Raw genomic sequence first — 21,553 nt, 5'->3', positions numbered from 1 at the left:
TCGGCTCTGCGGTCGGCGACGATACGAGCCAGTTCGGCACGGATGACGGTGAGGGTCAGCCGACCCGCCGCGACATCGGCGGGGTCGCCCGTGGCACGGAAGCGCAGGGTGCCGCCGCTGAAGTCAGGGGCGAGCGGACCCGGCACCGTCTCATGAAGCGGACACAGCAGCGGCGAGACGACCAACAGCGGCGCGGCCGGGCGACCGTCCCGGATGATGTGTGGCCACACGCGAGCCGAAGTCGAACTTCCCGGGGCCCAGGAAGGTGAACGACGGCAGGCCGCCGCCCGCGCCGGCGGCTCGGAAGTCGGTGAGGAGGCCGAAGTGCGAGACCGCGGCGGACTGGATGTCGGGGACTTCCCCCTGGTGAGCGGCTGCTTGTCGTACCCCTACACCGCCCAGCCGATGCCGTGGACGGAGAGCAGGCGAAGACGCTCGGGGTGGCACTGGTGTGGCGAGGTGCTGACGACGGCGGGCGCGGTGGAGAGTGGACGTAGGACCGATCCGGCCCCGGCCCGCCCGCATCCGGAGGAGCCCGCTTGAGCGCCCACAGCAAGCACGTGAATGCCGACGGTTCGCACGGCCCCCTGCCGCCGCTGCACCTGCCGCGGCGCACCCGAATGCTGCTGTGGGCGGCCCTGCTGGTGCTGGTCGGGGCCGTGGCGGCGGACGTGCTGGCCGGCCCGGGGGTCACGCTCACCCCCATGCTCGCGGTAACACCCATGGTGTCCGCCCCCGCCACCCGCAATCCGCGGGTCCCGCTGGCGACGGGGGCGGTCGCGGCCGTGATGGCGGTGCTGATCGCGTACTTCGTCGACGTGGCTCTGCCCATCTCCGTCCACGTCGCCTCCCTGCTCTCGATCGTCGCCGCCAGCCTGGCCAGCGCCGCCACCGTCGCCCTGATGGCCTCCCGGGAGCGCGAGCTGTTCCACGTGCGCAACGTCGCCGAGGCGGCGCAGCGGGCCCTGCTGCGCCCGCCGCCGGAGCGGATCGGACAGCTACGGATCGCCGTGCGCTATACCGCGGCGGCGGCCGAGTCACGGATCGGCGGCGACCTGTACGAGGTGACGGAAACCGCGTACGGAGTGCGGATCCTGCTCGGCGATGTCCAGGGCCACGGTCTGGCGGCGGTGGAGACGGCCGCGGACGTGCTGGGGGCGTTCCGCGCGGGCTCACGCATCGTGGCGGACCTCGCCCAGCTGGCCGAGCGGATGGACAGGATCCAGGCGAGCCACGCGATGCAGGAGCGGTTCGTCACGGCACTGCTGCTGGAGGTGCCTCCCACCGGACCGGCCAAGTTCGTCAACTGCGGACACCCGCCCCCGCTGCTGCGCCGGGCCGGGCGGGTGGTGGAGTTGAAGCCTCCGGCAGCGGCCCCGCCACTGGGCCTGCGCCACCTGGCCGGTGGCCGGTACCAGGCAGGCCTCTTCGAACCGCGCAGGGGTGACCTGCTGCTGCTCCACACCGACGGCGTCTCCGAGGCCCGGGACCGCGCCGATCGCTTCTACCCGCTCGCCGAACGCCTCGCGGCCCTGCGCGCCTCCGCGCCGGAGGATTTGCTGGATCTGCTGCTGGCGGACGTGGGCCGCTGGGCCGAGCACGGGCTGACCGACGACGCCGCGCTGCTGGCGCTGCGCTGGGACCGCTGACGGGGCCCGCGGTCGCGGCACCCCGGCAGATCCCGCGCGGATCCTTCCGTCACCAGACGAGCAGCGCGTACGCCGGGCCGCCCGGCAGCCCGGCCGAACCGCTCGCCCCCGGCGTGCCCGCAGAGCCTGGTCCACAGGCGCAGTGGGCACGAACAGGTACTGACGGGCGCTACTGGGCGCTGCGCCGAAGGGGCGGCGGCCGCCGAAAACCGGTGGGCCGAAGGCCCCGCCCGCCGACATACTGGGGCGGTTGTCCCGCCGCCGGAGGAGACGAGCCCATGGAGGACCCACAGTTCACCGCGCTGGTGACCGGATCCGGAAACGCGGGGCCGGATGCCCTGCGGGCCGTCAGGGCGGTGACCGGGCTGAGCCTGTGGCACAGCAAGTTGCTCCTGGGCAGCGCCCCTGCGGTGGTCCTGGAGGAGGTCCCGTTCGACATCGCCGTTACCGCGGCCCGGCGGCTGCGGGAGGCCGGCGTGCCCGCAGCCGTCCGCTGCACCTGGTGCGACCGGACGGTGCCCGGCGACGAGGCGTCGCTCGATCCGGGCCCCTGCGCATCCCGCTACTGGCCGACCGCCCATTGCCAGGCGAACACCCTCACCAGCTGTGACTGCCAGTTCTGCAGCGTATACGGGCCCATCCGCCTCACCCTCTGACGCCCCTGGGACGGCAACGGCGTCAGAGGGTGAGCACGGGTGCTCCGAAGACTTCGAACGGCCGGCGGCACAGCCGAACGCGCCGACCCGCACCGAGCGGTCGGGAGGCCGACCGTCACACGGCCGACGGCCACCCATGGTGCACCAGGCCGCCGGGGTCGGTGAGGGCGCCGCGGATGCCGGGTGCCGGTTCGGGCGAACGGCTGTCGTATCACGTCCGCGCCTGCCACCATGGGCGGCATGTCGCAGGAGGAGCCGGAGGAGCCGGACCCGTCCGCCACGTCCCGTGTGGAGAACCTCCTTGCCGGAGGGTCCGCCGTCGGCGGCTCGGTGGTGCAGGCCGGGACCGTGAACGGCGGTGTGCACGTCCACTCGGCGGCGCGACCGGTGCGGCCGCCGGGCGTCGGGACGGTGGAGGTCCTGGCCGAGTACTGCGATCCGGTCACCCAGTGGGTGGTGATCCCCGCGGACGCGGAGGTGACCGACCTTCCGGTGCGGTTGCCGGGACAGCTCAAGGGCGAGGAGGACGTGCTCGGCTGGGCGCGCGGGCACGGCGGTGCGGACTTCGAGAGCACCGTGCTGTCCGTCACCGTGACCAACCGTTCGGACGCCCACCTCACCCTGCGCGACCTGCGGGCCGAGGTCCTCGACCGCGTCGAGCCGTTCCGCGGGGCGATGGTCCGACTGCAGCCCGCCGGGTCCCGTAACGTTCCCGAGCTGGAACTCGACCTCGACCAGGAGCGCCCGGTGCTCTGGGAGGTGGACGAGTTCACCCGTCAACCGGTCGGCGCCCGCCCGTTCCTGGACCGCACCCATGTACGGCTGGCCCCGGACGAGTCCGAACGCTTCATCGTCACCGCGCAGATCCGCCGTTCCTGCTGCGCGTGGCAGCTGGCCACGGCCTTCCGCGCGGACGACGGAACCGAGTTCACCGTCCGCCCCGAGCGGCGCTTTCGGACCACGGGGCTGCCGGTGACCGGCCTCGGCCCCGTCCTGGCCTGGCAGTGGTTCGACGAGCCGCCGGCGTTCAAGGCGTCCACGGCCTGGCACGACTGGTGCAGCCCCGGCAACCCGGAACCGGAACTCCCGGAAGCCCCCCGCGAGTTGCGCAGGCTGGCCGGACGCTTCGGCCCACACCTGGCGCACTTCCTCAGCACGGGCACCACGGGCCCGGAGCAGCAGCTCAGGCTCGCCGCGGCGCTGCCCGCCGTACGGCTGGCCGTCGACCTCGTCAAGGCCGAGCGCAAGAACCGGCAGGAGCACGCCGCCCGCCTCGCCGCCGAGCTGCGCGGGCGGTTCCCGCAGGCGATCGCGGAGCAGGCCATCACCGTCGCGCTGCTCGCCGCGGGCCTCACCCACGGGATCCCGCCGGCCAACCGGGAGCAGCTCACCGCCTACCTGACGCACACCCCCGCCGCCCAGGTCCTACGGCCGATGATCGCCGCCGTCGCGCGGCGGTAGCAGGAGCATGTCGGTCCCGCGCTCGCGGGGTTGCTCTCCGTCACTGCGACAACTCCCGCCCTCGGGCTGGTCGTCGGGGCGCCGCACGATTCACCCGGGTGCCGAACCAGGAATCGCCTCCCGACAGACCGACCCGAACATTGGGACGGGGACGCCGCTACCGGCGGCCGACGATCGCGTTGGCCGCCGTGTGGCGGGAGGCCGGGTCGTCCGGGTTGCCCGGTTTTCTGGCCACGATCGAGCCGGCCGTGAATTCCCACCCCGGGGTCTTCGTGCTGTCCAAGGGGGTGCGGGCGACGAGGTACCCCGATCCGTCCGGGGTGGCGGCGACCTCGCTCAGCACGGCGTTCCCGTCCTGGTGGGAGGCCCGCAGGCTGTTGTACGCCCGGTAGTAGGTCGGCCCGCTGTCGCGCATGGGACCGGCGACCGCCGTGGGGGTCAGGGAGGTGTCCCCCGGCGGGCCGAGGCTCGTGAAGACGATGCTCGCCGTCGGCTTCGTGGGGTCCGCCTTTCCGGCTGCGACGGCCAGGCCGCGGGCGGCGGCCGCGTCCGCGTCCGCGGGGAGGGTGCCCACCGCCGGGTTCGCCGGGATGTAGGAGGCGATGTTGGTGGCGGTGTCCGGGTTGCCGTAGGCGATGACGGCGCCCGGCGCGTGCGGCACTCCCCGTGGATCGTCCACGCTGAGCAGGAGCTGGGGCGGCACACCGGCGGTGTCGATCTGCTTCTGCAGGGCGTTGAGGCCGTCGAGGTTCGTCTGGGTCACGTTCAGCGTCCGGTACGGGTCGGCGAGCTCTTGGGCCATCTGGGTGCGCAGCTGGGGCAGCCAGGCCCGGTTGGCCTGGTCACGCGTCTCGGCGGGGAGGCCGTCCATGGCCCCGATCCGGCCGGGGTGGTCCTGGAGGAGTTGCTGGCGTGTGCTGTCGGGCAGCGAGTCCCACCACTTCCGGTTGGCGTCGGGTGTCGATGCCGCGCTTCCCATGCTCTGGTCCACGCGCTTGTCGAGCTCGCCGGCGGACTTGTTGGCCTCGGCGACCTTCGCCGGGTCGTAGTCCCCCTCCCCTTTGGCGATGAAGTCGAAGCTGCTCAGTGCCTTCGACAGGCGTTCGTCGACGGCCTGCGCGTCCGTACAGAGCAGGGTGACGGCATCCACGAGCCGGTCGCGGGCGGCCTCCACCTCCTTGCGCCACTCGGGGTCGTTCCGGGAGTGCTTGTCGGGGGGCAGGATCTGCACCACGGGCACGGTGTTCACATCGGCGGCGACGATCTCCAGGCAGTTGCCGGCCGCCTGGGTGATGAGCTCCTTCTGACGTGCCTGCAGGAGGAGGATGCTGTCGACGGCGTCCGTCAGCATCCGGCGCAGGTCCTCGGTCATCTGGTCGACGAGGAAGAGCTGGTTGGTGCGCTCCTGGAGTGCGGTGTCGGTCGCGTTCGAGGCCCGGCCGTGCCAGCTGGAGTCGGCCAGGTTGCGCTGCATCGTCTGCCAGCCGGCGATCCGCTCCTTGAACTTGCCCTCGAAGGTGGCCAGGGCCTGCGCGGTCGCCTTGAGCTTGCCGACGTCGGCTTCCTTGATCATCCCCCAGTACTGCGGCCCCATCAGCCCTGTCCCCCCGCCGCGTTCTGTTCCCCTGCCCCGGCCCCGGCCCCACCGACCGTCGAAGCGGCCGTGCCGTCCACGGCCTCGTAGGACCTCGCCATGACGGACAGGTTGCCGGCGGCCTGTTCCAACCTGGTGGTGGTGATGAAGTAGATGTGCCTGCCCAAGTCGTAGACGGCGTTCTTGGCCGGTCCCTCGAACCACCAGGACGACAGACCCAGATCCGGTGGCGCCTGGCCGAACTCCTGCGACCACTCCTGGCTGATCCCCTTCGCCACGGCGTAGCCGGCCGTCGACGCGTCCCGCAGGTCCTGCGGATTCACCCGGAAACCTGACATGGCCTCAATTCTCTTATCCCCCACCGGTCACGCAGATCTCGTAACCGAACCGGCGCCCAGCGTAACCGACGAACCCGAACAAGCCCAGCGCTCCTCAACACAGCCGCAACAACGCACGCACCACAACGAGTACCCGCCCGGCGGGATGCGCACGGGCGGTGCCGACGCAGCCGCTGACGGCTTGCCAGAGTTCCTCGCGCACCTTGTGTGCTGTTGGCCGCCTCGGCGTTCTCGTCCTCGGGGCACTGGCGTTGCGGGCCGTCGCGACGCGGCTGCGCATCGACGGTGAGGGTGTGGAGCTCAACGAGGGCCTCAAGCCGCGGCTGCGGTGGGATGAGGTGGCGGAGGCACGGGTGTTCAGGGTCCGATCCCGCAGATATGTGGAGACCGGCTCCCCCGGTCTGAACGTCTCGTACTGCCTCGCGACGAAACCGGTGGCGATCGAAGGCGGCAGGGTCGAGCTGGTCCGTTCCTCGCCGAAGACATCGATCGCAACGATCCTGTCGCCTGCGTCGGTCCCTGCGGTCGCGGGTGCCTGGGTACCTTCGCGTTCGACGAGTTACCGGGCGCGCTTCGGGGGCTGGCAGGACTCACGCATCTGATCGTCTATGCGACAACGGCCGTCCGACCGGGCAGGCGGATGTGGGTGGTGAGGCCGCCGTCGGGGTTGGCCCGCACGGTGAGGGTGGCGTGGTGGGCGGTGGCGATGGCCTGGACGATGGACAGGCCCAGGCCGGATCCACCGGCGGGGGTGTTCAGCCGGGGGCGGGGGCCGCGTCGGAAGGGTTCGAGGAGTTCGGCGACGGTCGCGTCGTCCAGTCGCGGTCCGGTGTTGTGGATCCGGAGGCCGTCCTCGTCGACATGGATGTGGACGGTGCCGCCGGGGTGGTTGTGGGTGACGGCGTTGGTGATCAGGTTGCGGGCCAGGTGGGCGAGCAGCACCGGGTCGCCGTGGGTGGTGGCGGGCCGTCGGGTGAGGTGGATGGTGACCTGTGCGGTGTGTGCGGCGTCGGCGGCGGCGTCGCTCTCCCGGGTGACGAGTGCGGTCCAGTCGACGCTTTCGCGGGTTTCCGGGCCGTGTCGGCCTTGGGCGAGCAGGAGCAGGGCGTCGATGAGCCTCTCGCTGCGGCGGTTGGCGTCGAGCAGGTCGTCGCGGATCTGGTCGAGTTCGGCCGGTTCGGGATCGTGGAGTGCGACCTGGATCAGGCTGCGCTGGATCGCGAGTGGGGTGCGCAGTTCGTGGGAGGCGTTGGCGATGAAGCGGCTCTGGGCGTCGAAGGAGGTCTGCAGGCGGTCCAGGAGGGCGTTGAAGGTGTCGGCGAGGGCGGTGATCTCGTCGTGGGGGGTGGCGGTCTCCAGGCGCTGGTGGAGGTTGGCCGCGCTGATGCGGCGGACGGTGGTGGTCATCCGGTGTACGGGACGCAGGAGGCGGGCGGCGGTCCACCAGCCGACCAGGGCGGCCAGGACGGCGGCCACGGCCAGGGCCGCGAGGGACCACAGGAGCTGCTGCTGGGCCGCGGCGTCGGTGACCTGCCGGCTGACCGTGGTGGCAATGGTCCCGTCCGCGCTGAACACCGTCGTTCCCGGCGAGGGGTGGCCGGTGGTGGGTTGGGCCGGCGCCATGGCGGCGGGCTGGCCGGCCGAGTGCGCGATCCGCGTGGCGAGAGCGTCGGTGCCGTGCCGGGTGAGCAGGTAGACGGCGGTCAGCAGGAGGGCACCGAGGCTGAGGAAGGCGGTCCCGAAGACGACGGCGATGCGGGTGCGGATGGTGCGGTGTCTCAGCACAGTGCGTAGCCGGTGCCGGGGAGGGTGCGGATCGGGTCGGGGGTGCCGAGTTTGCCGCGGAGCCTGCTCATGGTGACGCGGATGGCCCCGGTGAACGGGTCCGCGTGCGCGTCCCAGACCCGTTCCAGCAGCTCCTCCGCGCTGACCACTCCCCCGTCGGCCTCCATCAGCACGCGCAGCACCCCGAACTCCTTCGCCGTGAGGGACAGCGTGCGGCCGTCGCGTTCGGCGCGGTGACGGACGGTGTCCAGGGTGATGCCGGCGCGCCGCAGGTGTGGCGGCGTGACGGGGGCGATCCGGCGGCCCAGGGCCTGGACGCGGGCGACGAGCTCGGGGAACTCGAACGGCTTGCACAGGTAGTCGTCCGCCCCCAGGCCCAGGCCGCGGACCCGGTCGTGCAGGGTTCCGGCGGCCGTGAGCATCAGGATCCTGGTCCGTGCGCCGGAGGCGACCAGCGAGCGGCACAGTGTGTCACCGTGCACACCCGGAAGGTCGCGATCCAGGACGAGAACGTCGTAGTCGGTCAACTCCGTCAGATCACGCGCCGCTTCCCCGTCGAGCACCACGTCCACCGCCATGCCCTCACGACGCAGCCCCGTGCCCAACATCCTCGCCAGGACGGGCTCGTCCTCGGCCACCAGCACCCGCATCCCGCAACCCTCCATCTCTCACCGGACCAGGACACACCCCGACACCCATGTGGCCCGCCCGGAGCGCCGCGGCGGCGGCCAGGGCGGCGAAGGCGGCCAGGGCGGCCAAGGCAGTCGCGGCGGCCCGAGTCGGCGGTGTGCCGCGGTATCGTCGCTGTCAGTCAGCCCTCGCTGCGGTACATCGCACGGGTGGCGCCACCTCCCCGGTCGGGAAGTGGCGCCACTCCGGCGTCAGCGCGTTGTCACCAGGGCTGCGATCGTTGATCCGAACGCCGACAACCCCAGCGACCGGAAACGCCCTACTTCTGGACCGGCTGGGCGGGGGCGCGGTCCTTGCCCGCGGAGGGGTCGGTGTCACTGAAGGTCACGTGGCCGTCCTTGTTCACCGTAGCGTACTTGCCCGCGCCGTCGGAGGGCTGGGCGGGGACGCTGTCCTTGCCCGCGGACGGGTCGGTGTCACTGAAGGTCACGTTGCCGTCCTTGTCCATGGTCGCGTACTTACCCGCGCCGCTGGAGGGCTGGGCGGGGACGCTGTCCTTGCCCGCGGACGGGTCGGTGTCACTGAAGGTCACGTGGCCGTCCTTGTCCATGGTCGCGTACTTGCCCGCCCCACCGGAGGGCTGGCTGCCGGCGTCCGGGCTCTGCGCGGCGGCGACGCCGCACACAGCGAGCGCGGTGAGTGCCCCGCCACCGAGGGCGAGGGTGGTCTTGCGGCGAAGGTTCCAGCTGAGGTTCATGATCTCTGTCCTTCCGTAGACGCCCCTTGTGGCCGTCTGCGGTACCCACATCACCAGTCACGGTGTTTCGGCAGCGTCTCTCCGTTCTTTAGGTGATCATTACTCCGGCCGCCTCGGAGTTTCGGTGTCAGTCCCAACGAGCACAATGAAGTACCGCCGCCGGTATCGGAATGCCCTGGCACGGCTGATCCCGCCTCCCACGAAGGCCGTTCAGCCGCCGTCCACGACACATCCCGTGCGGCATGTCATGGGGGGGCACTCGGATGAACTTCATGGGCTTCATCGTCATCGTCGCCATCGTCGTGATCGTCTTCAGGATCGCCGCCTGGATGCGGCGCCGCGACGACGCGGACCGGAAGTCGCGCTACACGAGCGGAAGCGGGGACAGCAGCGGAGGCTGGAACGGGAGCGACGGCGGCGGGGGCCACGGCGGCGGCCACTCGGGCTGCGGAAGCAGTTGCGGGAGCAGCTGCGGAGGCGGTTGCGGCGGGGAATGAGCCCCTACGTCAGGTCCTTGCGCAGGAGCGTGCACATGGTCTCGTACCTGCGGATCGAGCCGTCGGGCGCCTCCTCGTCCCAGGCATCGGGCTTCCGGTCGAAAGCCGTGTACCCGAGCCGCTCGTAGAGCGCGCGGGCTCGCGGGTTGTCGTCCTCCACGCCGAGTTCGGCGCGCCGCAGACCCCGCGCCCGGATGCGGTCCTCCGCGGCCCGGACGAGCAGCGAGCCGAGGCCGCAGGACTGGAGGGCCGGGAGCACGGCCAGCTGCCAGAGCGTGCCCGCGCCCGGGGCGACGCGGTAGTCGACGCCACCGATCGCCACGGGCAGGCCGGCCGCGGTGCACACGGCCAGGTAGTCCACCTCGCCGGCCTCCACCCGGGCCAACTCCCGGGCGACCTGGCGTAGATGGGCCGCGGACCCGGACCAGGTGCAGTCCGGCAGGTCGGCGGGCGTCAGATCGCGGACGTGAACGGATACGACGATGCCGGCCGCTCCGGCGTGAGGGGAGGTCATGCCTCCATCCCATCAACGCGAGGACGTTTCCGCGACGGGATATTCACCGCGCGACCCCGCCGGGCTCAGTCGTGCAGCGTCACGCCGGGCAGCGGGCTGCCGGTGGCGTCGAACAGGACGGTTCCGCAGTCGCAGTGCTCGTCGGCCAGGGTTTCGGTCGGGGGTAGTTCCCAGACCAGCATCTGCGCGCAGTTCGGGCAGTTCAGGCTGACCAGGGCCGCTTCGGGTTCCGAGCCCCAGGGCCGTACCGGCAGGCCCCGGTACAGCAGTCCGGTCGGCTCGCGCTCGCCGGTGGGGGCGACCAGGAGCTCGTAGGTGTCGGTGCCGTCGTCCCACACCGCGAGGGTGAAGCCGAGCTCCGCCAGCACGGCGGCCAGGTGGTCGAGCCGACGGACCGGGAGATCGCCGCGGCGCAACGTCGGGTCGTTCTCGGCCGTACGGTCGACGGCCACGCGGTCGACCGCTTCGGTGTCGACGCCGGTCGGCTCGGCGCCGAAGGCCCGTACCCGGTCGGCCGCGAACGCCGCCAGCCCGCCCGGGTGATCATCGCCGGTCCAGTCCATCGTGAACATCACGCTGTCGACGCCGACTCCCCGGGCCCGCTCGCCGGGGGTAAGGAACAGTTCTTCCACCTCGTCCGTCACGGCGGTCACGCTATCAACTGCCGGACGGCGAGACGGCGTACGGTCCCCGCGCGGCCTCCTCAGTGGCGGCTGAGGTAGCTGAGGACGGCGAGGACGCGGCGGTGGCCGCTGTCGGCCGGCGAGAGGCCGAGCTTGGCGAAGATGTGGCCGATGTGCTTGTGGACGGCGTTGTCGGTGATGACGAGGCGGTCGGCGATCGTGGTGTTGTCCTGGCCTTCTGCCATCAGGGCGAGGACCTCGCGTTCGCGTGGTGTGAGGGCGACGATCGGGTCGTGGGCGGGGCGGGTGAGGAGTTGCCCGATCACCTCGGGGTCCATGACGGTCTCGCCGGCCGCGACCCGCCGCAGTGCGTCGGTGAACTGGCTGACGCGGCCGACCCGGTCCTTGAGGAGGTAGCCGACGCCGCCGCGGCCGTCGGAGATCAGCTCGCCGGCGTACTGCTGCTCGACGTACTGGGAGAGGACGAGTACGGGCAGCCCGGGGTGCAGCCGGCGGGCGCGGATGGCGGCGTGGATGCCCTCGTCGCGGAAGGTCGGCGGGAGCCGGACGTCGACGATGGTGACGTCCGGGCGGTGTTCGGCGACGGCGGCGGCGAAGCCGGGGGCGTCCTCGGTGATCGCGACGACCTCGAAGCCCTTGGCGGTCAGCAGGAGTTCCAGCCCGCTGGACAGTAGGACGTTGTCCTCGGCGATCACGACCCGCATGGCAGGCTCACCGTGATCGTGGTCGGGCCGCCGGCCGGGCTGTGGAGGCGGACGGTGCCGTCGAGCGCCAGGACGCGGTGGCGGATTCCGGCGATGCCGGTGCCCAGCGTCTCGTCGGCGCCGCCGATGCCGTCGTCGGTGACCTCGATCGCCAGCCGGTCGCCGTCGCGTGCGACGCGGACGGTGCTGCGGGTGGCCCGGCTGTGCTTGGCGGCGTTGGTGAGCGCCTCGGCGATCGTGTGGTAGGCGACGGCCTCGACCGCGGCGGGGGCGGTGCCGTGGGCGTCGAGGTCTTCGAGGTCTTCGAGGTCGAGGGTGGTGTCGATCGCCGAGCGGGCGGCCAGCGCGGTCAGCGCCCCGGCGAGGCCGCGGTCGGCGAGGATCGGCGGGTGAATCGTCCGGATCACGGCGCGGAGTTCCGTCATGGCCTCCTCGGCGTTCTCGTGGGCTTCCGCCAGGAGTCCGGCCACCAACTGAGGGTCGTCGTCCAGCAGTTCGCGGGCCACGCCCAGCCGCATCACGAGGGCCACCAGCCGGGCCTGGGTGCCGTCGTGCAGGTCGCGTTCGATCCGGCGGAGTTCCGCGCCGTGGGCGTTCATGGCCTCCGCCCGTGTCTCGGTCAGCGTCTCCACCCGCTGCGCCAGCCGCTCGGCGGTCGAGGGGGAGAGCACGGCCAGGCAGGTCCGGGCGTGCAGACGTGCCAGCGGGGGGACCAGCCAGTACGTCAGCGCCGCGAAGGCGACGGCTTGCGCGGTGCCCAGGGTCAGCGCCGTCCCCCATCCGGTCAGGGGGACGCCGGCGGCGAACCCGCCCGCGGGGGTGCCCGCGGGCAGGGCCCACCACAAGGGCACCGTGACGGCGGTGGTCACCGCGTTGCCCGCGCACAGCACCACGACGAGCCCGAAGGCCACGCTGGTCACGACGCAGGTGCAGAGCCATCCGAGGACCCGCCACGGACCGACGCGGACGGCGCCGGAACGCGCGGAGCGCAGCAGCCGGTCGGCGCGGCGGCGGTGCCAGGACGCCCAGGCGCGGGCCGCTGCCGGGACGGCGAGTACGGGCAGCGCGAGCACGGCGAGCGCGGCGGTGCACAGGCTACCCAGCAGGTAGCCCAGCCCACGCCAGGTCTCCGAGAGCCGACCGGCCCCTTGGTCGTTCATTCGCACAAGTCTGGACCATGGGAACCGGGCCCGGCATTACAGCCCACCACCCTCTTTTCCGGCCGGTGAGCGGTATCGTCCGCCCGTCTCCCCCGGACCTAGCGTCAACGCCCATGACGAACATGAGGAACACGGCGAGCACGACGAACACACCGAGTTCACCGATCCGCGCCCCACGGCGACGCCGCCGACCGGCCCGACGGAACCTGACGCTGGCCGCCGTCGTGGCCCTGGCCCTCTCCGCCGGCATGCCCGAAGCGATGGCCGCGCCCGACACGATGGCCACGCCCGACACGACGGCAGCCCGGCCGTGCGACGACCATGACCGGCTCCAGCTCCAGCTCCAGCAACGGCTCCAGCACGACGCCGACGCGATCACCGCGGTCGGCGCCACGGGCGTACAGGCCCGTGTGGCCACCTCCGACGGACCGACCCTGACCGTCACCAGCGGGGTCGCCGACCTGACGGGACGACAGCCGGTCTCCCCGGACGGATACTTCCGGATCGCCAGCATCACCAAGACCTTCGTGGCCACCGTGACCCTGCAGCTCGTCGGCGAGAACAGGCTGTCCCTGGACGACCCGATCGAACGGTGGCTGCCCGGTGTGGTGTCCGGGAACGGCAACGACGGTCGCGTGATCACCGTCCGCCAACTGCTCCAGCACACCAGCGGCATCCACGACGACTATCCGGACTACACCTCGGCGGAGGACTTCCAGAAGCACCGGAACGACTCGTACACGCCCGAGCAGATCGTCGCCCGGGCGATGAGCCACAGCCCGGACTTCCAACCCGACACCGGCTGGAACTACAGCAACACCGGTTACGTCCTGCTCGGGATGGCCATCGAGAAGGTCACCGGGCGCCCCTGGTACGAGGAGGTCGGGGAGCGGATCGTCCGGCCGCTCGGCCTCGACCACACCTTCCGGCCCGGCACGTCACCCACCCTGCCCCAGCCGCACGCCGAGACGTACCAGAGGTTCCGGGCCGGCGAGCCGCTCGTGGACGTCACCGAGCAGGTCGGCCCGGGGACCAACGGGGAGGCCGGGCTCGTCTCCACCACCGCCGATCTCAACCGGTTCTTCGGCGCCCTGCTCGGCGGCCGGCTCCTGGCGCCCGCGCAGCTGGCGCAGATGAAGCAGACCGTCGCGGTCAGCCCGGCGTTCGAGCGGCTCATGCCGTGTGCCCGCGCCGGACTGGGGCTCTTCTCGCGCCGACTGCCCGGTGGCGGGGAGTACTGGGGCCACGAGGGCGGCGACGCCGGCTGGATCAGCTCCGTCGGTGTCACCGCCGACGGCCGGCGCAGCGTCGCGCTCTCGCTGTCGGGCGTCCAGGCCGACAGCGAGAAGGACGTCGTCCGGGTGGCGGGGGCCGAGAGCAGGCTGGTCGAGGACGCCCTGCGCGCGCCGGCGAAGGCCGATCCTCCGGGGCGGTGACCCCCCGGCCCCGGCCCCGGCCGGCGCCCCTCACGCATGGACCTCCCAGTTGGTACCGTCCGGCATGGACTTCTCCACCCCCGGAACGGACGGGCCACGGCCGGACGCCGCCGCCGTGGCCCGCGCCGTGGCCCGTGCCGAGCTCGCCGACAACGTCTGGGGGTCGCTGTTCTCGGCCGTGGACGCGCAGCGGGCGGCCGCGCGCTTCCACTCCGCCGGCTGGCGGGTCCGGCGGTCCTCGCGGACCGAGTTCGAGGTCGAGAGCGCGTTCGCCGAACTTCGGCTCCTACCGTTGGAACCCGTGACGTTCAGCGGGTTCGTGGACCCCGACCGCATCGACGCCCTCCTGGCGGCGCTGGAGGCGATGGGCCTGTCCTTCGATGTCGAGTTCACCGACGCGGACGGGCGCGACCACCTCCAGCACTCGGCGAACCAATCGAACTGACGCATGATTGTCAGGTTCTGGGCATGGGAAGGGTGCAGGCCACAGACCGCTTCCCGGGAGGACACCCGTGCACCGCACCACCGCCAGGACCACCACCAGGACCACCACCGCCCTGCTCGCCGCCGTACTCGCCGGGACGGCCCTCGGGGCCGCACCCGCCTGGGGCCGTCCGGCGGACGGGCCACAGTCGGTCCACCAGGTGGAGGTGTTCGCCGAGGACGGCGGCATCTCTCGCGCCCAGGCCCCGGCCGGCTCCCCCTACCTCGCCGACCGCCCCCAGGGCATCGCACCCGTCCGCGGCGACGGCGAGGTGACGGCACTGGTCCACAACGGGGAGCCGGCCGCCAAGCTGGACGTCGTGGTGGTCGGCGACGGCTACACCGCGCAGGAGCAGGAGAAGTTCCGCGCGGACGCGACCGCCAAGTGGCGCGAGCTGACCGCCGTCGAACCGTACGCGGCCTACCGCGGGCTGTTCAACGTCTGGGCGGTGTCGGCCGTCTCGCCCGAGTCCGGGGTCACCGGCGATCCCGACCAGGCGACGGTGCGGCACACCGCGCTGGGCTCGTACTTCTGGTGCGACGGCGTGGAGCGGCTGCTCTGCGTGGACGAGAAGGCCGTCGAGTCGTACGCGGCCAGGGCCCCGCAGGCGGACCTGGTGCTCGTGGTGGCCAACACCACGAAGTACGGCGGCGCCGGCTACAACGACGTCAAGTCCCCGGTCGGCTACGAGGGGATCGCCACCGTTTCAGGCGGCAACGCCAGGTCCGGGCAGATCGCGGTGCACGAGATCGGGCACTCGCTGGGCAAGCTGGCCGACGAGTACGCGTACGAGGGCCAGGGGACGTACCAGGGCGACGAGCCCGCCGAGGCCAACATCAGCACGCTGACCGCCGAGCGGATGCGACAGCAGGGCACCAAGTGGGCGCGCTGGCTGGGCCAGGCCTCGCCGGACGGCGGCACGGTCGGCACCTACGAGGGCGGCGGCTACTACCCCACCGGGCTCTACCGGCCGACCGAGAACTCGATCATGCGCTCACTCGGACGGGAGTTCAACCTGCCCGGGCGCGAGGCGATGATCGCGGGCTTCTACCGCCACGCCACCCCGCTCACCAGCCCCACCCCCGCCGGCAGCCGGCTCACCGCCGCCGACCGCCTCACCGTCGACCTCCCGGTATCCGGCACCCGGCTGCGCTGGTACCTGGACGGGCGGGAGCTGCCCCGGCTCGCCGACCGCGCCACGCTGGACCTGGCCGAGCTCAAGCTGACCGGGCCGCGCTCCCGGCCGCACGCCCTCACCGCCGTCGCCACCGACCCGACCCCGGCCGTCGCCGACCCGGCGCTGCGCGCGAAGCTGACCGCGAGCCTGTCCTGGCTGGTGACGCGCTAGACCCTGTTGCAGCACCGGGCGTGCCGCACCCAGCGGCGACGGCCGCCGTCGGCCGGCGCCCGACCGGTCCCCCGCCCCGACGGTGACGGTGGCGGGGCTCCGGCCGAACTTCCACGGAATCCACATGACTTGGCGGATTCGTGGGGCAGTCGTGACGGAGCCGTGCTAGAACCTTCGGCGGGCCGCAACTCCGGTTGCCCGCCCGCCCGGTACCGCATGTCCCGATGTTCCCGCGCCGCACCTCGTGTCCGGCCACGACCCTGGGAGAACCATGCCCACCGCATACACCCGCCCCGTCCGCCTGTTGCTCGCCGCACTGGCCGCCCTCGCCCTGCTGCTCACGGGCGGTGCGGTCACCGCGCCCTCCGCGAACGCCTCCACCACCGGCCTCGACGGCTCCTGGGCCTGCGACGTCCCCGCCGGGTACGTCTACGACCAGGTGTCGATGAACCGCAGCTGTAGCGGCGGCGGCAGCTGGAACTCGCCGCAGTTCCACCTGCGGACCCCGTACGACGGCCTGACGGCCTGCAAGAGCGCGCCCGGCTTCGTCTACGACGCCATCACCTGGGGCAGCGCCTGCAGCCAGATATCGGGCGTGCAGTCCAACCAGTTCCACCTGCGCAAGCCGGTCGACGGCATGGTCGCCTGCGTGGGCACTCCGGAGTTCACCTACGACTACCTCGTCTGGGGCACCACCTGCAACATGACCACGGGCGGCGGCCAGTCCAACGCCTTCCACCTCCGCAAGCCGTACAGCGGACTCTGGGCCTGTGACGTCCCCAGCGGCTTCACTTACAGCACGACCACCCAGAACTACGACTGCAGCACCTACCGGGGCGCCACCTCCACCAAGTTCCTCCTGCTCGGCTGACTGCTCCACTGACTGCTCGGCTGAGCGGTCCCGCACCGAAGGACGGGAGCAGGAAGTCGGCCTGGCCGACTTCCTGCTCCCGTCCTCGCTTCAAGGCATGTGTCACGGAAGGTGACGGATATCCGGTCTCTCCCCGGCTACTTCGGAGAACCGTTACGGCAGCGGGATGCGCACCACCTGCGGGTCGTGGTCGCTGAGCTGGGTGCTGAACTCGCTGTTGATGTGCACGATGTCGTAGCTGTACGAGGTGGCCGCGAGCGCGCCGGAGATCAGGATGTGGTCCAGCACCTGCGAGTTGCCCTCGTACACGTAGGTGTAGCGCTCGGGCAGCGGCAGGGTGCGCGGCAGGTCGGTGAGCGAGCCGCCGGCGGTGAGGATGTCGGCGGTCTGGGAGAACTCGAAGTCGTTGAGGTCGCCGAGCACGACGACCGAGGCCTTCGGGTCCACTGCCAGGATCTGGTCGGTGAAGTTCTTCACCACCGTCGCCTGGTCGTGGCGCTGGCTCTCCGAGGGGTGGGCCGGCTGCTGGTAGCGGCCGAACAGGGGCTGGTCGCCGCCCTTGGAGTTGAAGTGGTTGGCGATCACGAAGACCGGCTTGCCGTTCCAGCGGAACTCGCCGGCCAGCGGCTTGCGGCTGGAGTTGAACGCCGCGTTGGTCGGGTCGATCCGGCCGGGCGAGTAGGCCAGCTGCGGCGTGCCGCCCGCGTTCACCACGGAGTCGGCGGTGGTGGAACCGGCGCCGGGGCGGTCGGTGAAGGAGAGGCCGCGGTCGGTGCGGAACAGGAACACCTGACGGATGTTGCCGCCGGGCTGCCCGCCGTCCTGGCCGTCCACCGGGTCGATCTCCCGGTAGGAGTAGGAGGGGCCGCCGGCCGCGCTGATGGCCGCGGTGAGCTTGGCCAGGGTCTGGGTCGCGCTCACCGTGCCGTCGCTGGTGGCACCGCTGTTGTCCTGGATCTCCTCCAGCGCGACCAGGTCGGGCGAGCGCAGGTTGGTGACGATGCCCGCCGCGAGGCCGTCGAACTTGCTCTGCGGGTCGGACGGGGCGAGGTTCTCCACGTTGAAGGTGGCCACGGCGAGCTGGCCGGCCGTCGGCGCGGCGGTGGTCTCGGGGGCGGTGCCGCCGGGGGTGACCGCCGGGGTCGCGGTGACCTGGAGGGTGAAGTTGCCGAAGGCGTAGTCGAGGACGCCGACGGTGGCGCCGCTCAGGGTGTCGCCGACGTTGGCGATCGGGGTCGGCGCGAGCGCCTTCCCGAGGACGACCCGCTCCGGGTTGCCGTCGTTCGCCTGCAGCAGGATGCCGCCCCGGTTCGTGCGGGTGCCGCTGCCCTGCGGGACGACGGGGACCTCGCCGTAGGAGTTGGTCGGGCCGACCACGGCCGCGTTGTCGATCTCGACCCGCATGCCCTCCAGGGACTCCCAGAAGTCCAGGCCGTCGGTGGCGGGCTGGAAGTTCCCTGCGGTCTCGACGTCGCCGGAGGTGACGCTGGAGATGACCGAGGACGGGGGTATCCGCCCGCCCTGGCCGACCAGTGTGGCGGCGGGCAGCGGCGCGTTGTGGGCGACCACGCTGACGCTGGGCGCGGTCAGTTCGGTGATCGACAGGTTGTTGGTGCCGCCGGTGCCGCCCGGTCGGTACTGGCTGACGGTGGCACTGACCGTGACCGAGTCCCCGACGGCGACCGAGGGCGCGCCGGCGGTGTAGACGTAGATGCCCTCGCTGGTGGCGGGGTCGTTGTCGGGCTGCGGGTCCTGGTACCAGAAGCCGTTGGGGCCCACGGCCGTCACCACGCCGGGCACCGCGCTGACGGCGCTGCCGGCCAGCGGGGAGACGCGGGCGGCGCCCTGGATGTCGTGGATCCGGGTGCCGCCCGGGGTGCCGCCCCCGCCGTTGGAGGAGGAGTTTCGCGGCACGGGCGAACCGATCGCGAAGTCCGTCGCGTTGTTGTCGGTGTCGGTGGCGCCGCCGCCCGCGCGCAGGGCGGCGGTACTGTTCGACAGGTTGCCGGTCGGCGAGCCCTCGGCGGAGCCGGCGCTGGTGCCGTAGCCGACGAAGTCCCTCACCCCGGACTGGCTCGCGCAGCCGGTGGAGCAGGTCAGCGCGGTGCCGTTGGTGACGAGGGCGACCTTGCCGGAGGTCGCGGACATGGCGAGCGTCCCGGTGGCGTCCGCCGTCGGCAGGGCGGCGCCCGTACCGGCGCCGGCGGCCTCCTGGACGAGGAAGTAGTGGCCCGGCGCGATCGTGCCGGAGAGGGTGGTCTTCGACCAGCTGGAGCCGGTGGCCGAGGCGTACTGCACCGTCCAGCCGGTGACGGACACCGGCGTGGTGCCGCGGTTGTACAGCTCGACGAAGTCGTTGGTGTACGGGGCGCCGGAGTTGCCGCCACCGCCGTACACCTGGCTGATCACGATGTCGGACGACACCGCCTGCGCGACGCCGCCGGGCAGCGCCACCAGTGCCGCCACCACGGCCGCGGCGGAGGCCGCCGCCAGCGTCCGCCGCCGGACTCGTGGTGCTCTCGGGCTGATCCGGGGGTTCGGGGTGCTCCCCATGAGGCTTCCTCCTGACCACCGTCCGGACTCGCGACCCGGCGGTGTGTGAGCACGGACAAGAAAGGTCGGGCGCTGCGGTTGTAGCAGCGCCACCAGATCCCTACCGTCTGCACCGGGCAACGGCCAGGCATACGCCGGAAGAACGTTTCTACGCGCGACAAGTGGGAGGAGGTGCTCCGGATGGTGTGGATCAACTGCCGTGCCCCGCACGGCCGCTGACCCGCCCGACGGGAACAGCACAGGGCCCGGGGCCGGCAGTGGGGCACCGCCGGACCCGGGCCGGCCGGTCCGTGTCACGTCGGGCGGGTCAGTGCGGACGGCGCTGCGCGGGCGTCGGCGCGGGCGCAGGTGTGGACGTCGGCGCGGGCACAGGTGCCGCCGTCGGTGTCGGTGTCGGCCGGGGCGGGCGTCGGCGCAGCGGCGCCAGTTCGCGTTCCAGGGCCCGCACGTCCAGCGCTATCCGGGACGCTATCTCGCGCGGAGCGGTACCGGCGGGCAGCCGGCGCGACCAGGAGCGGGGCTTGGCCGGGCCGTCCTGGACCATGTGGAAGTTGAGCCTCAGCACGTCGGCGACGTCGACCAGGCTCACCAGGATCCTGGTGTCCCCGAGCTCTATGCTGACTTCGTTCCCGATGCACGAGCAGGCCACCAGGCCCTCGATGTCCTCCTCCGCCAGGTATCTGGCCAGGGGTACCGCCTTACCCCGGACCAGAAACGGACGTTCCACCGGAGTCACCGGACCGCCTCCTCCCCCAGCAGCTGAGCGCGCCTCGGCCGCGGCGCAGGCGCACCGCAACAGACCGGGCCCGGCCCATGCTCCACCACATCCGGCCGGATCGCCAACTCCGTGTCTCACCACGTGAATTGGCCGAACGCACCGACCCGGCGCACCGGCGCACACCCCAGCGCACCGGACCGGCCCGACGGCCACGACGACGGCAGCGGGCACATGGCCGGGGAACGCTCGTGTGCCCGCCCGCACGAAGCGGACGGCCGGTCAATCGGCCTGAATTCATCGAATTTTCAAACGCCTCTATTTCTAACGGATCATCAGACTTGTTGCAGATCAGGGAGGTTGTCCGTGCACGTTCTCCCGATCCATGGATAGCATCTGAATTCCATTCTGTTCGAGCGCTAATCGCCTGGGAGGGGCGGCGCCGGGCAGACCGACAGGAGTCTTCATGCGCGTGTCCAAGCACGTCCACCCCGTCAGCAGCCGTCCGACCGCGGCCGACATCGCCCTGCCACCGGCACTGCCCTATCCCGACGGCTGGTCCGCACTCGCCTTCTCCGCCGAGCTCAAGCCCGGCACCGTCCTCACCCGCCGGCTCGCGGGCGAGGACGTCGTGCTGTACCGGCTGCGCAACGGCCGCATCCGCGCGATCCGCCCGTACTGCCCGCACCTGGGCGCCCACCTCGGCCTGGCCTCGGTCGAGGGCAACGACCTGGTCTGCCCCTTCCACAAGTTCGCCTTCGACGCCGAGGGCCGCTGCGTGCGCACCGGGTACGGCACCCAGCCGCCCAAGGCGGCGCTGGCGCAGCTGCCGGTGCGCGAGGTCAACGAGTCGGTCTTCGTCTGGCGCCACCACGACGGCCGGGAGCCGGACTGGGAGATCCCCGCCTGGCACCGGATCGGCGACGGGCGGCAGCCGCTGCGCTACGCCTCCTTCGAGATGCCCGGCCACGCCCAGGACGTCATGGAGAACTCCTTCGACCTGGGGCACTTCATCACCCTGCACGGCTGGCCGCAGGGTGAGCTGGCGGCGCCGGTGGAGTTCGACGGCACCGGCTTCCACATCTCGATGCTGGTCCGGGAGACCTTCCCGCTGCTCGGGATGCGGGAGGTCCACGTCGAGGTGGACGGGTACGGCCTCACCGCCCTGCACACCGACGTCCACACGCCCTCGCTCGGCCTGCAGATCTGCTCACTGGTCATGGCCACCCAGGTCGCGCCCGGGCGGATGCAGCTGCGCCAGGCGGGCCGCTTCGTCATGTCGGAGCCGTCCGGGCTGCCGCCGGCCGTCGCCCGGACGGTCAGCCGGGCGGTGACCAGGATGCTGGCGGGCCCGATGTTCAAGCGGAACCTGGAGTTCACCTCGGCGGACTTCCCGATCTGGTCCACCAAGCGGTACGTCTCCCCGCCCCGGCTCGCCCAGGGCGACGGGCCGATCGGCGCGATGCGGCACTGGGCCCGGCAGTTCTACCCGCCGGACCAGCAGGCGCACCTGCCGGGCGCGGCCGCACTCGCCGACCGCAACGGGTCGAGCGCCAACGGGCAGGGCACGAACGGGCAAGCTCAGCCGGAAGCCTCCAACGGAGCCACCCGGTAACCCCCGACCCCGTACGCGGCGGGGGGGGCCCCCCCCCCCGGGCGCCCCCCCCCCCGCCCCGGGCCCCCCGGCCCCCCCCCGGGGGGCCCCCCCCCCGGGGGCCCCCCCCCCCCCGCGCCGGGTGCCCCACCCCCGCCCACAA

21 protein-coding genes and 1 pseudogene are annotated in these 21,553 nt (G+C 72.2%); 10 read left to right on the top strand and 12 right to left on the bottom strand.

Annotated elements, in window-relative coordinates; genetic code table 11:
* Positions 1-215: pseudogene (locus ACGF0D_RS42090) on the bottom strand (lipase); the annotation flags it as partial.
* A gap of 324 nt (positions 216-539) precedes the next feature.
* On the opposite strand from ACGF0D_RS42090, the gene ACGF0D_RS42085 reads away from it, so the two are divergent.
* From ACGF0D_RS42085 to ACGF0D_RS42075, 3 genes are all read left to right on the top strand, one after another.
* Entirely contained in the window at positions 540-1,649 is a 1,110-nt protein-coding gene (locus ACGF0D_RS42085) for a PP2C family protein-serine/threonine phosphatase (RefSeq protein ID WP_392925566.1), read from the top strand.
* Between the two features lie 278 nt (positions 1,650-1,927).
* Positions 1,928-2,305, top strand: coding sequence for a ribosomal protein L7/L12 (locus ACGF0D_RS42080; protein ID WP_392925564.1), 378 nt, complete (start codon positions 1,928-1,930; stop codon positions 2,303-2,305).
* A 240-nt stretch (positions 2,306-2,545) separates the two neighbouring features.
* A complete protein-coding gene (locus ACGF0D_RS42075; protein WP_392925562.1) occupies positions 2,546-3,766 on the top strand; it encodes a hypothetical protein in 1,221 nt (406 codons plus the stop codon).
* A 157-nt stretch (positions 3,767-3,923) separates the two neighbouring features.
* On the opposite strand, the gene ACGF0D_RS42070 is transcribed toward ACGF0D_RS42075, so the two are convergent.
* Both ACGF0D_RS42070 and ACGF0D_RS42065 read right to left on the bottom strand, forming a co-directional pair.
* Positions 3,924-5,360, bottom strand: coding sequence for a hypothetical protein (locus ACGF0D_RS42070; RefSeq protein WP_392925560.1), 1,437 nt, complete (start codon positions 5,358-5,360; stop codon positions 3,924-3,926).
* Positions 5,360-5,698, bottom strand: coding sequence for a hypothetical protein (locus tag ACGF0D_RS42065; RefSeq protein ID WP_392925558.1), 339 nt, complete (start codon positions 5,696-5,698; stop codon positions 5,360-5,362). Before ACGF0D_RS42065 ends, ACGF0D_RS42070 begins: the two co-directional genes overlap by 1 nt.
* A gap of 158 nt (positions 5,699-5,856) precedes the next feature.
* Here ACGF0D_RS42065 and ACGF0D_RS42060 point away from each other — a divergent pair, with 158 nt between their 5' ends.
* Positions 5,857-6,300 (top strand): hypothetical protein, encoded by a 444-nt coding sequence (locus tag ACGF0D_RS42060; RefSeq protein WP_392925556.1) that lies wholly within the window; start codon positions 5,857-5,859, stop codon positions 6,298-6,300.
* 4 nt (positions 6,301-6,304) lie between these two features.
* Here the strand turns inward: ACGF0D_RS42060 and ACGF0D_RS42055 are convergent, their stop codons facing one another.
* The 3 genes from ACGF0D_RS42055 to ACGF0D_RS42045 all read right to left on the bottom strand — a co-directional run bounded on the left by ACGF0D_RS42055 (position 6,305) and on the right by ACGF0D_RS42045 (position 8,870).
* Complete coding sequence (locus ACGF0D_RS42055; protein ID WP_392925554.1) at positions 6,305-7,483, bottom strand: sensor histidine kinase; 1,179 nt, start codon at positions 7,481-7,483, stop codon at positions 6,305-6,307.
* Complete coding sequence (locus tag ACGF0D_RS42050; RefSeq protein ID WP_392925552.1) at positions 7,477-8,133, bottom strand: response regulator transcription factor; 657 nt, start codon at positions 8,131-8,133, stop codon at positions 7,477-7,479. Before ACGF0D_RS42050 ends, ACGF0D_RS42055 begins: the two co-directional genes overlap by 7 nt.
* 299 nt (positions 8,134-8,432) lie before the next feature.
* A complete protein-coding gene (locus ACGF0D_RS42045) occupies positions 8,433-8,870 on the bottom strand; it encodes a hypothetical protein (RefSeq protein ID WP_392925550.1) in 438 nt (145 codons plus the stop codon).
* A 272-nt stretch (positions 8,871-9,142) separates the two neighbouring features.
* Here ACGF0D_RS42045 and ACGF0D_RS42040 point away from each other — a divergent pair, with 272 nt between their 5' ends.
* A complete protein-coding gene (locus ACGF0D_RS42040; protein WP_392925548.1) occupies positions 9,143-9,367 on the top strand; it encodes a hypothetical protein in 225 nt (74 codons plus the stop codon).
* 4 nt (positions 9,368-9,371) lie between these two features.
* On the opposite strand, the gene ACGF0D_RS42035 is transcribed toward ACGF0D_RS42040, so the two are convergent.
* The 4 genes from ACGF0D_RS42035 to ACGF0D_RS42020 form a co-directional block, all read right to left on the bottom strand.
* Entirely contained in the window at positions 9,372-9,881 is a 510-nt protein-coding gene (locus ACGF0D_RS42035; RefSeq protein WP_392876963.1) for a GNAT family N-acetyltransferase, read from the bottom strand.
* Positions 9,882-9,946: 65 nt separating this feature from the next.
* Positions 9,947-10,525 carry a hypothetical protein gene (locus tag ACGF0D_RS42030; protein WP_392925546.1) on the bottom strand — a complete coding sequence of 193 codons (579 nt, stop codon included), beginning with the start codon at positions 10,523-10,525 and terminating at the stop codon, positions 9,947-9,949.
* A 59-nt stretch (positions 10,526-10,584) separates the two neighbouring features.
* A complete protein-coding gene (locus ACGF0D_RS42025) occupies positions 10,585-11,229 on the bottom strand; it encodes a LuxR C-terminal-related transcriptional regulator (protein ID WP_392925544.1) in 645 nt (214 codons plus the stop codon).
* Positions 11,217-12,389 (bottom strand): sensor histidine kinase, encoded by a 1,173-nt coding sequence (locus ACGF0D_RS42020; protein WP_392925542.1) that lies wholly within the window; start codon positions 12,387-12,389, stop codon positions 11,217-11,219. The genes ACGF0D_RS42025 and ACGF0D_RS42020 overlap by 13 nt, the downstream gene beginning before the upstream one ends.
* A gap of 113 nt (positions 12,390-12,502) precedes the next feature.
* On the opposite strand from ACGF0D_RS42020, the gene ACGF0D_RS42015 reads away from it, so the two are divergent.
* The 4 genes from ACGF0D_RS42015 (at position 12,503) to ACGF0D_RS42000 (ending at position 16,528) form a co-directional block, all read left to right on the top strand.
* Positions 12,503-13,825 (top strand): serine hydrolase domain-containing protein, encoded by a 1,323-nt coding sequence (locus ACGF0D_RS42015; RefSeq protein WP_392925540.1) that lies wholly within the window; start codon positions 12,503-12,505, stop codon positions 13,823-13,825.
* A 64-nt stretch (positions 13,826-13,889) separates the two neighbouring features.
* Positions 13,890-14,270, top strand: a complete 381-nt coding sequence (locus tag ACGF0D_RS42010) for a hypothetical protein (protein WP_392876978.1) — start codon at positions 13,890-13,892, stop codon at positions 14,268-14,270.
* Between the two features lie 67 nt (positions 14,271-14,337).
* On the top strand, positions 14,338-15,657 hold the full coding sequence (locus tag ACGF0D_RS42005) for a M64 family metallopeptidase (protein WP_392925538.1): 1,320 nt from the start codon (positions 14,338-14,340) through the stop codon (positions 15,655-15,657).
* 271 nt (positions 15,658-15,928) lie between these two features.
* Positions 15,929-16,528: a hypothetical protein gene (locus ACGF0D_RS42000; protein ID WP_392925536.1), complete on the top strand. Its 600-nt coding sequence runs from the start codon at positions 15,929-15,931 to the stop codon at positions 16,526-16,528.
* A 153-nt stretch (positions 16,529-16,681) separates the two neighbouring features.
* Here ACGF0D_RS42000 and ACGF0D_RS41995 read toward each other — a convergent pair whose 3' ends face one another.
* Complete coding sequence (locus ACGF0D_RS41995) at positions 16,682-19,081, bottom strand: lamin tail domain-containing protein (protein WP_392925534.1); 2,400 nt, start codon at positions 19,079-19,081, stop codon at positions 16,682-16,684.
* Positions 19,082-19,388: 307 nt separating this feature from the next.
* The gene (locus ACGF0D_RS41990; RefSeq protein ID WP_392876989.1) at positions 19,389-19,808 is read right to left on the bottom strand and encodes a hypothetical protein; all 420 of its coding nucleotides are present in this window, start codon (positions 19,806-19,808) and stop codon (positions 19,389-19,391) included.
* A 454-nt stretch (positions 19,809-20,262) separates the two neighbouring features.
* On the opposite strand from ACGF0D_RS41990, the gene ACGF0D_RS41985 reads away from it, so the two are divergent.
* Positions 20,263-21,411 carry a Rieske 2Fe-2S domain-containing protein gene (locus ACGF0D_RS41985; protein WP_392925532.1) on the top strand — a complete coding sequence of 383 codons (1,149 nt, stop codon included), beginning with the start codon at positions 20,263-20,265 and terminating at the stop codon, positions 21,409-21,411.
* Positions 21,412-21,553 lie beyond the last annotated feature (142 nt).

It is taken from the genome of Kitasatospora sp. NPDC048298 (assembly GCF_043201465.1).
Taxonomy (GTDB): Bacteria; Actinomycetota; Actinomycetes; order Streptomycetales; family Streptomycetaceae; genus Kitasatospora.
Note: the sequence above shows the minus strand (reverse complement) of the source record. Positions and strands in the feature narration are given on the sequence as shown.

What these genes read in the sequence shown, in the direction of transcription:
- ACGF0D_RS42080 (WP_392925564.1), top strand. Translation starts at nt 1,928, where the DNA reads ATGGAGGACCCACAGTTCACCGCGCTGGTGACCGGATCCGGAAACGCG.
- ACGF0D_RS42075 (WP_392925562.1), top strand. Translation starts at nt 2,546, where the DNA reads ATGTCGCAGGAGGAGCCGGAGGAGCCGGACCCGTCCGCCACGTCCCGT.
- ACGF0D_RS42070 (WP_392925560.1), bottom strand. Translation starts at nt 5,360, where the DNA reads ATGGGGCCGCAGTACTGGGGGATGATCAAGGAAGCCGACGTCGGCAAG.
- ACGF0D_RS42065 (WP_392925558.1), bottom strand. Translation starts at nt 5,698, where the DNA reads ATGTCAGGTTTCCGGGTGAATCCGCAGGACCTGCGGGACGCGTCGACG.
- ACGF0D_RS42050 (WP_392925552.1), bottom strand. Translation starts at nt 8,133, where the DNA reads ATGCGGGTGCTGGTGGCCGAGGACGAGCCCGTCCTGGCGAGGATGTTG.
- ACGF0D_RS42045 (WP_392925550.1), bottom strand. Translation starts at nt 8,870, where the DNA reads ATGAACCTCAGCTGGAACCTTCGCCGCAAGACCACCCTCGCCCTCGGT.
- ACGF0D_RS42040 (WP_392925548.1), top strand. Translation starts at nt 9,143, where the DNA reads ATGGGCTTCATCGTCATCGTCGCCATCGTCGTGATCGTCTTCAGGATC.
- ACGF0D_RS42035 (WP_392876963.1), bottom strand. Translation starts at nt 9,881, where the DNA reads ATGACCTCCCCTCACGCCGGAGCGGCCGGCATCGTCGTATCCGTTCAC.
- ACGF0D_RS42025 (WP_392925544.1), bottom strand. Translation starts at nt 11,229, where the DNA reads ATGCGGGTCGTGATCGCCGAGGACAACGTCCTACTGTCCAGCGGGCTG.
- ACGF0D_RS42020 (WP_392925542.1), bottom strand. Translation starts at nt 12,389, where the DNA reads ATGAACGACCAAGGGGCCGGTCGGCTCTCGGAGACCTGGCGTGGGCTG.
- ACGF0D_RS42015 (WP_392925540.1), top strand. Translation starts at nt 12,503, where the DNA reads ATGACGAACATGAGGAACACGGCGAGCACGACGAACACACCGAGTTCA.
- ACGF0D_RS42010 (WP_392876978.1), top strand. Translation starts at nt 13,890, where the DNA reads ATGGACTTCTCCACCCCCGGAACGGACGGGCCACGGCCGGACGCCGCC.
- ACGF0D_RS42000 (WP_392925536.1), top strand. Translation starts at nt 15,929, where the DNA reads ATGCCCACCGCATACACCCGCCCCGTCCGCCTGTTGCTCGCCGCACTG.
- ACGF0D_RS41995 (WP_392925534.1), bottom strand. Translation starts at nt 19,081, where the DNA reads ATGGGGAGCACCCCGAACCCCCGGATCAGCCCGAGAGCACCACGAGTC.
- ACGF0D_RS41985 (WP_392925532.1), top strand. Translation starts at nt 20,263, where the DNA reads ATGCGCGTGTCCAAGCACGTCCACCCCGTCAGCAGCCGTCCGACCGCG.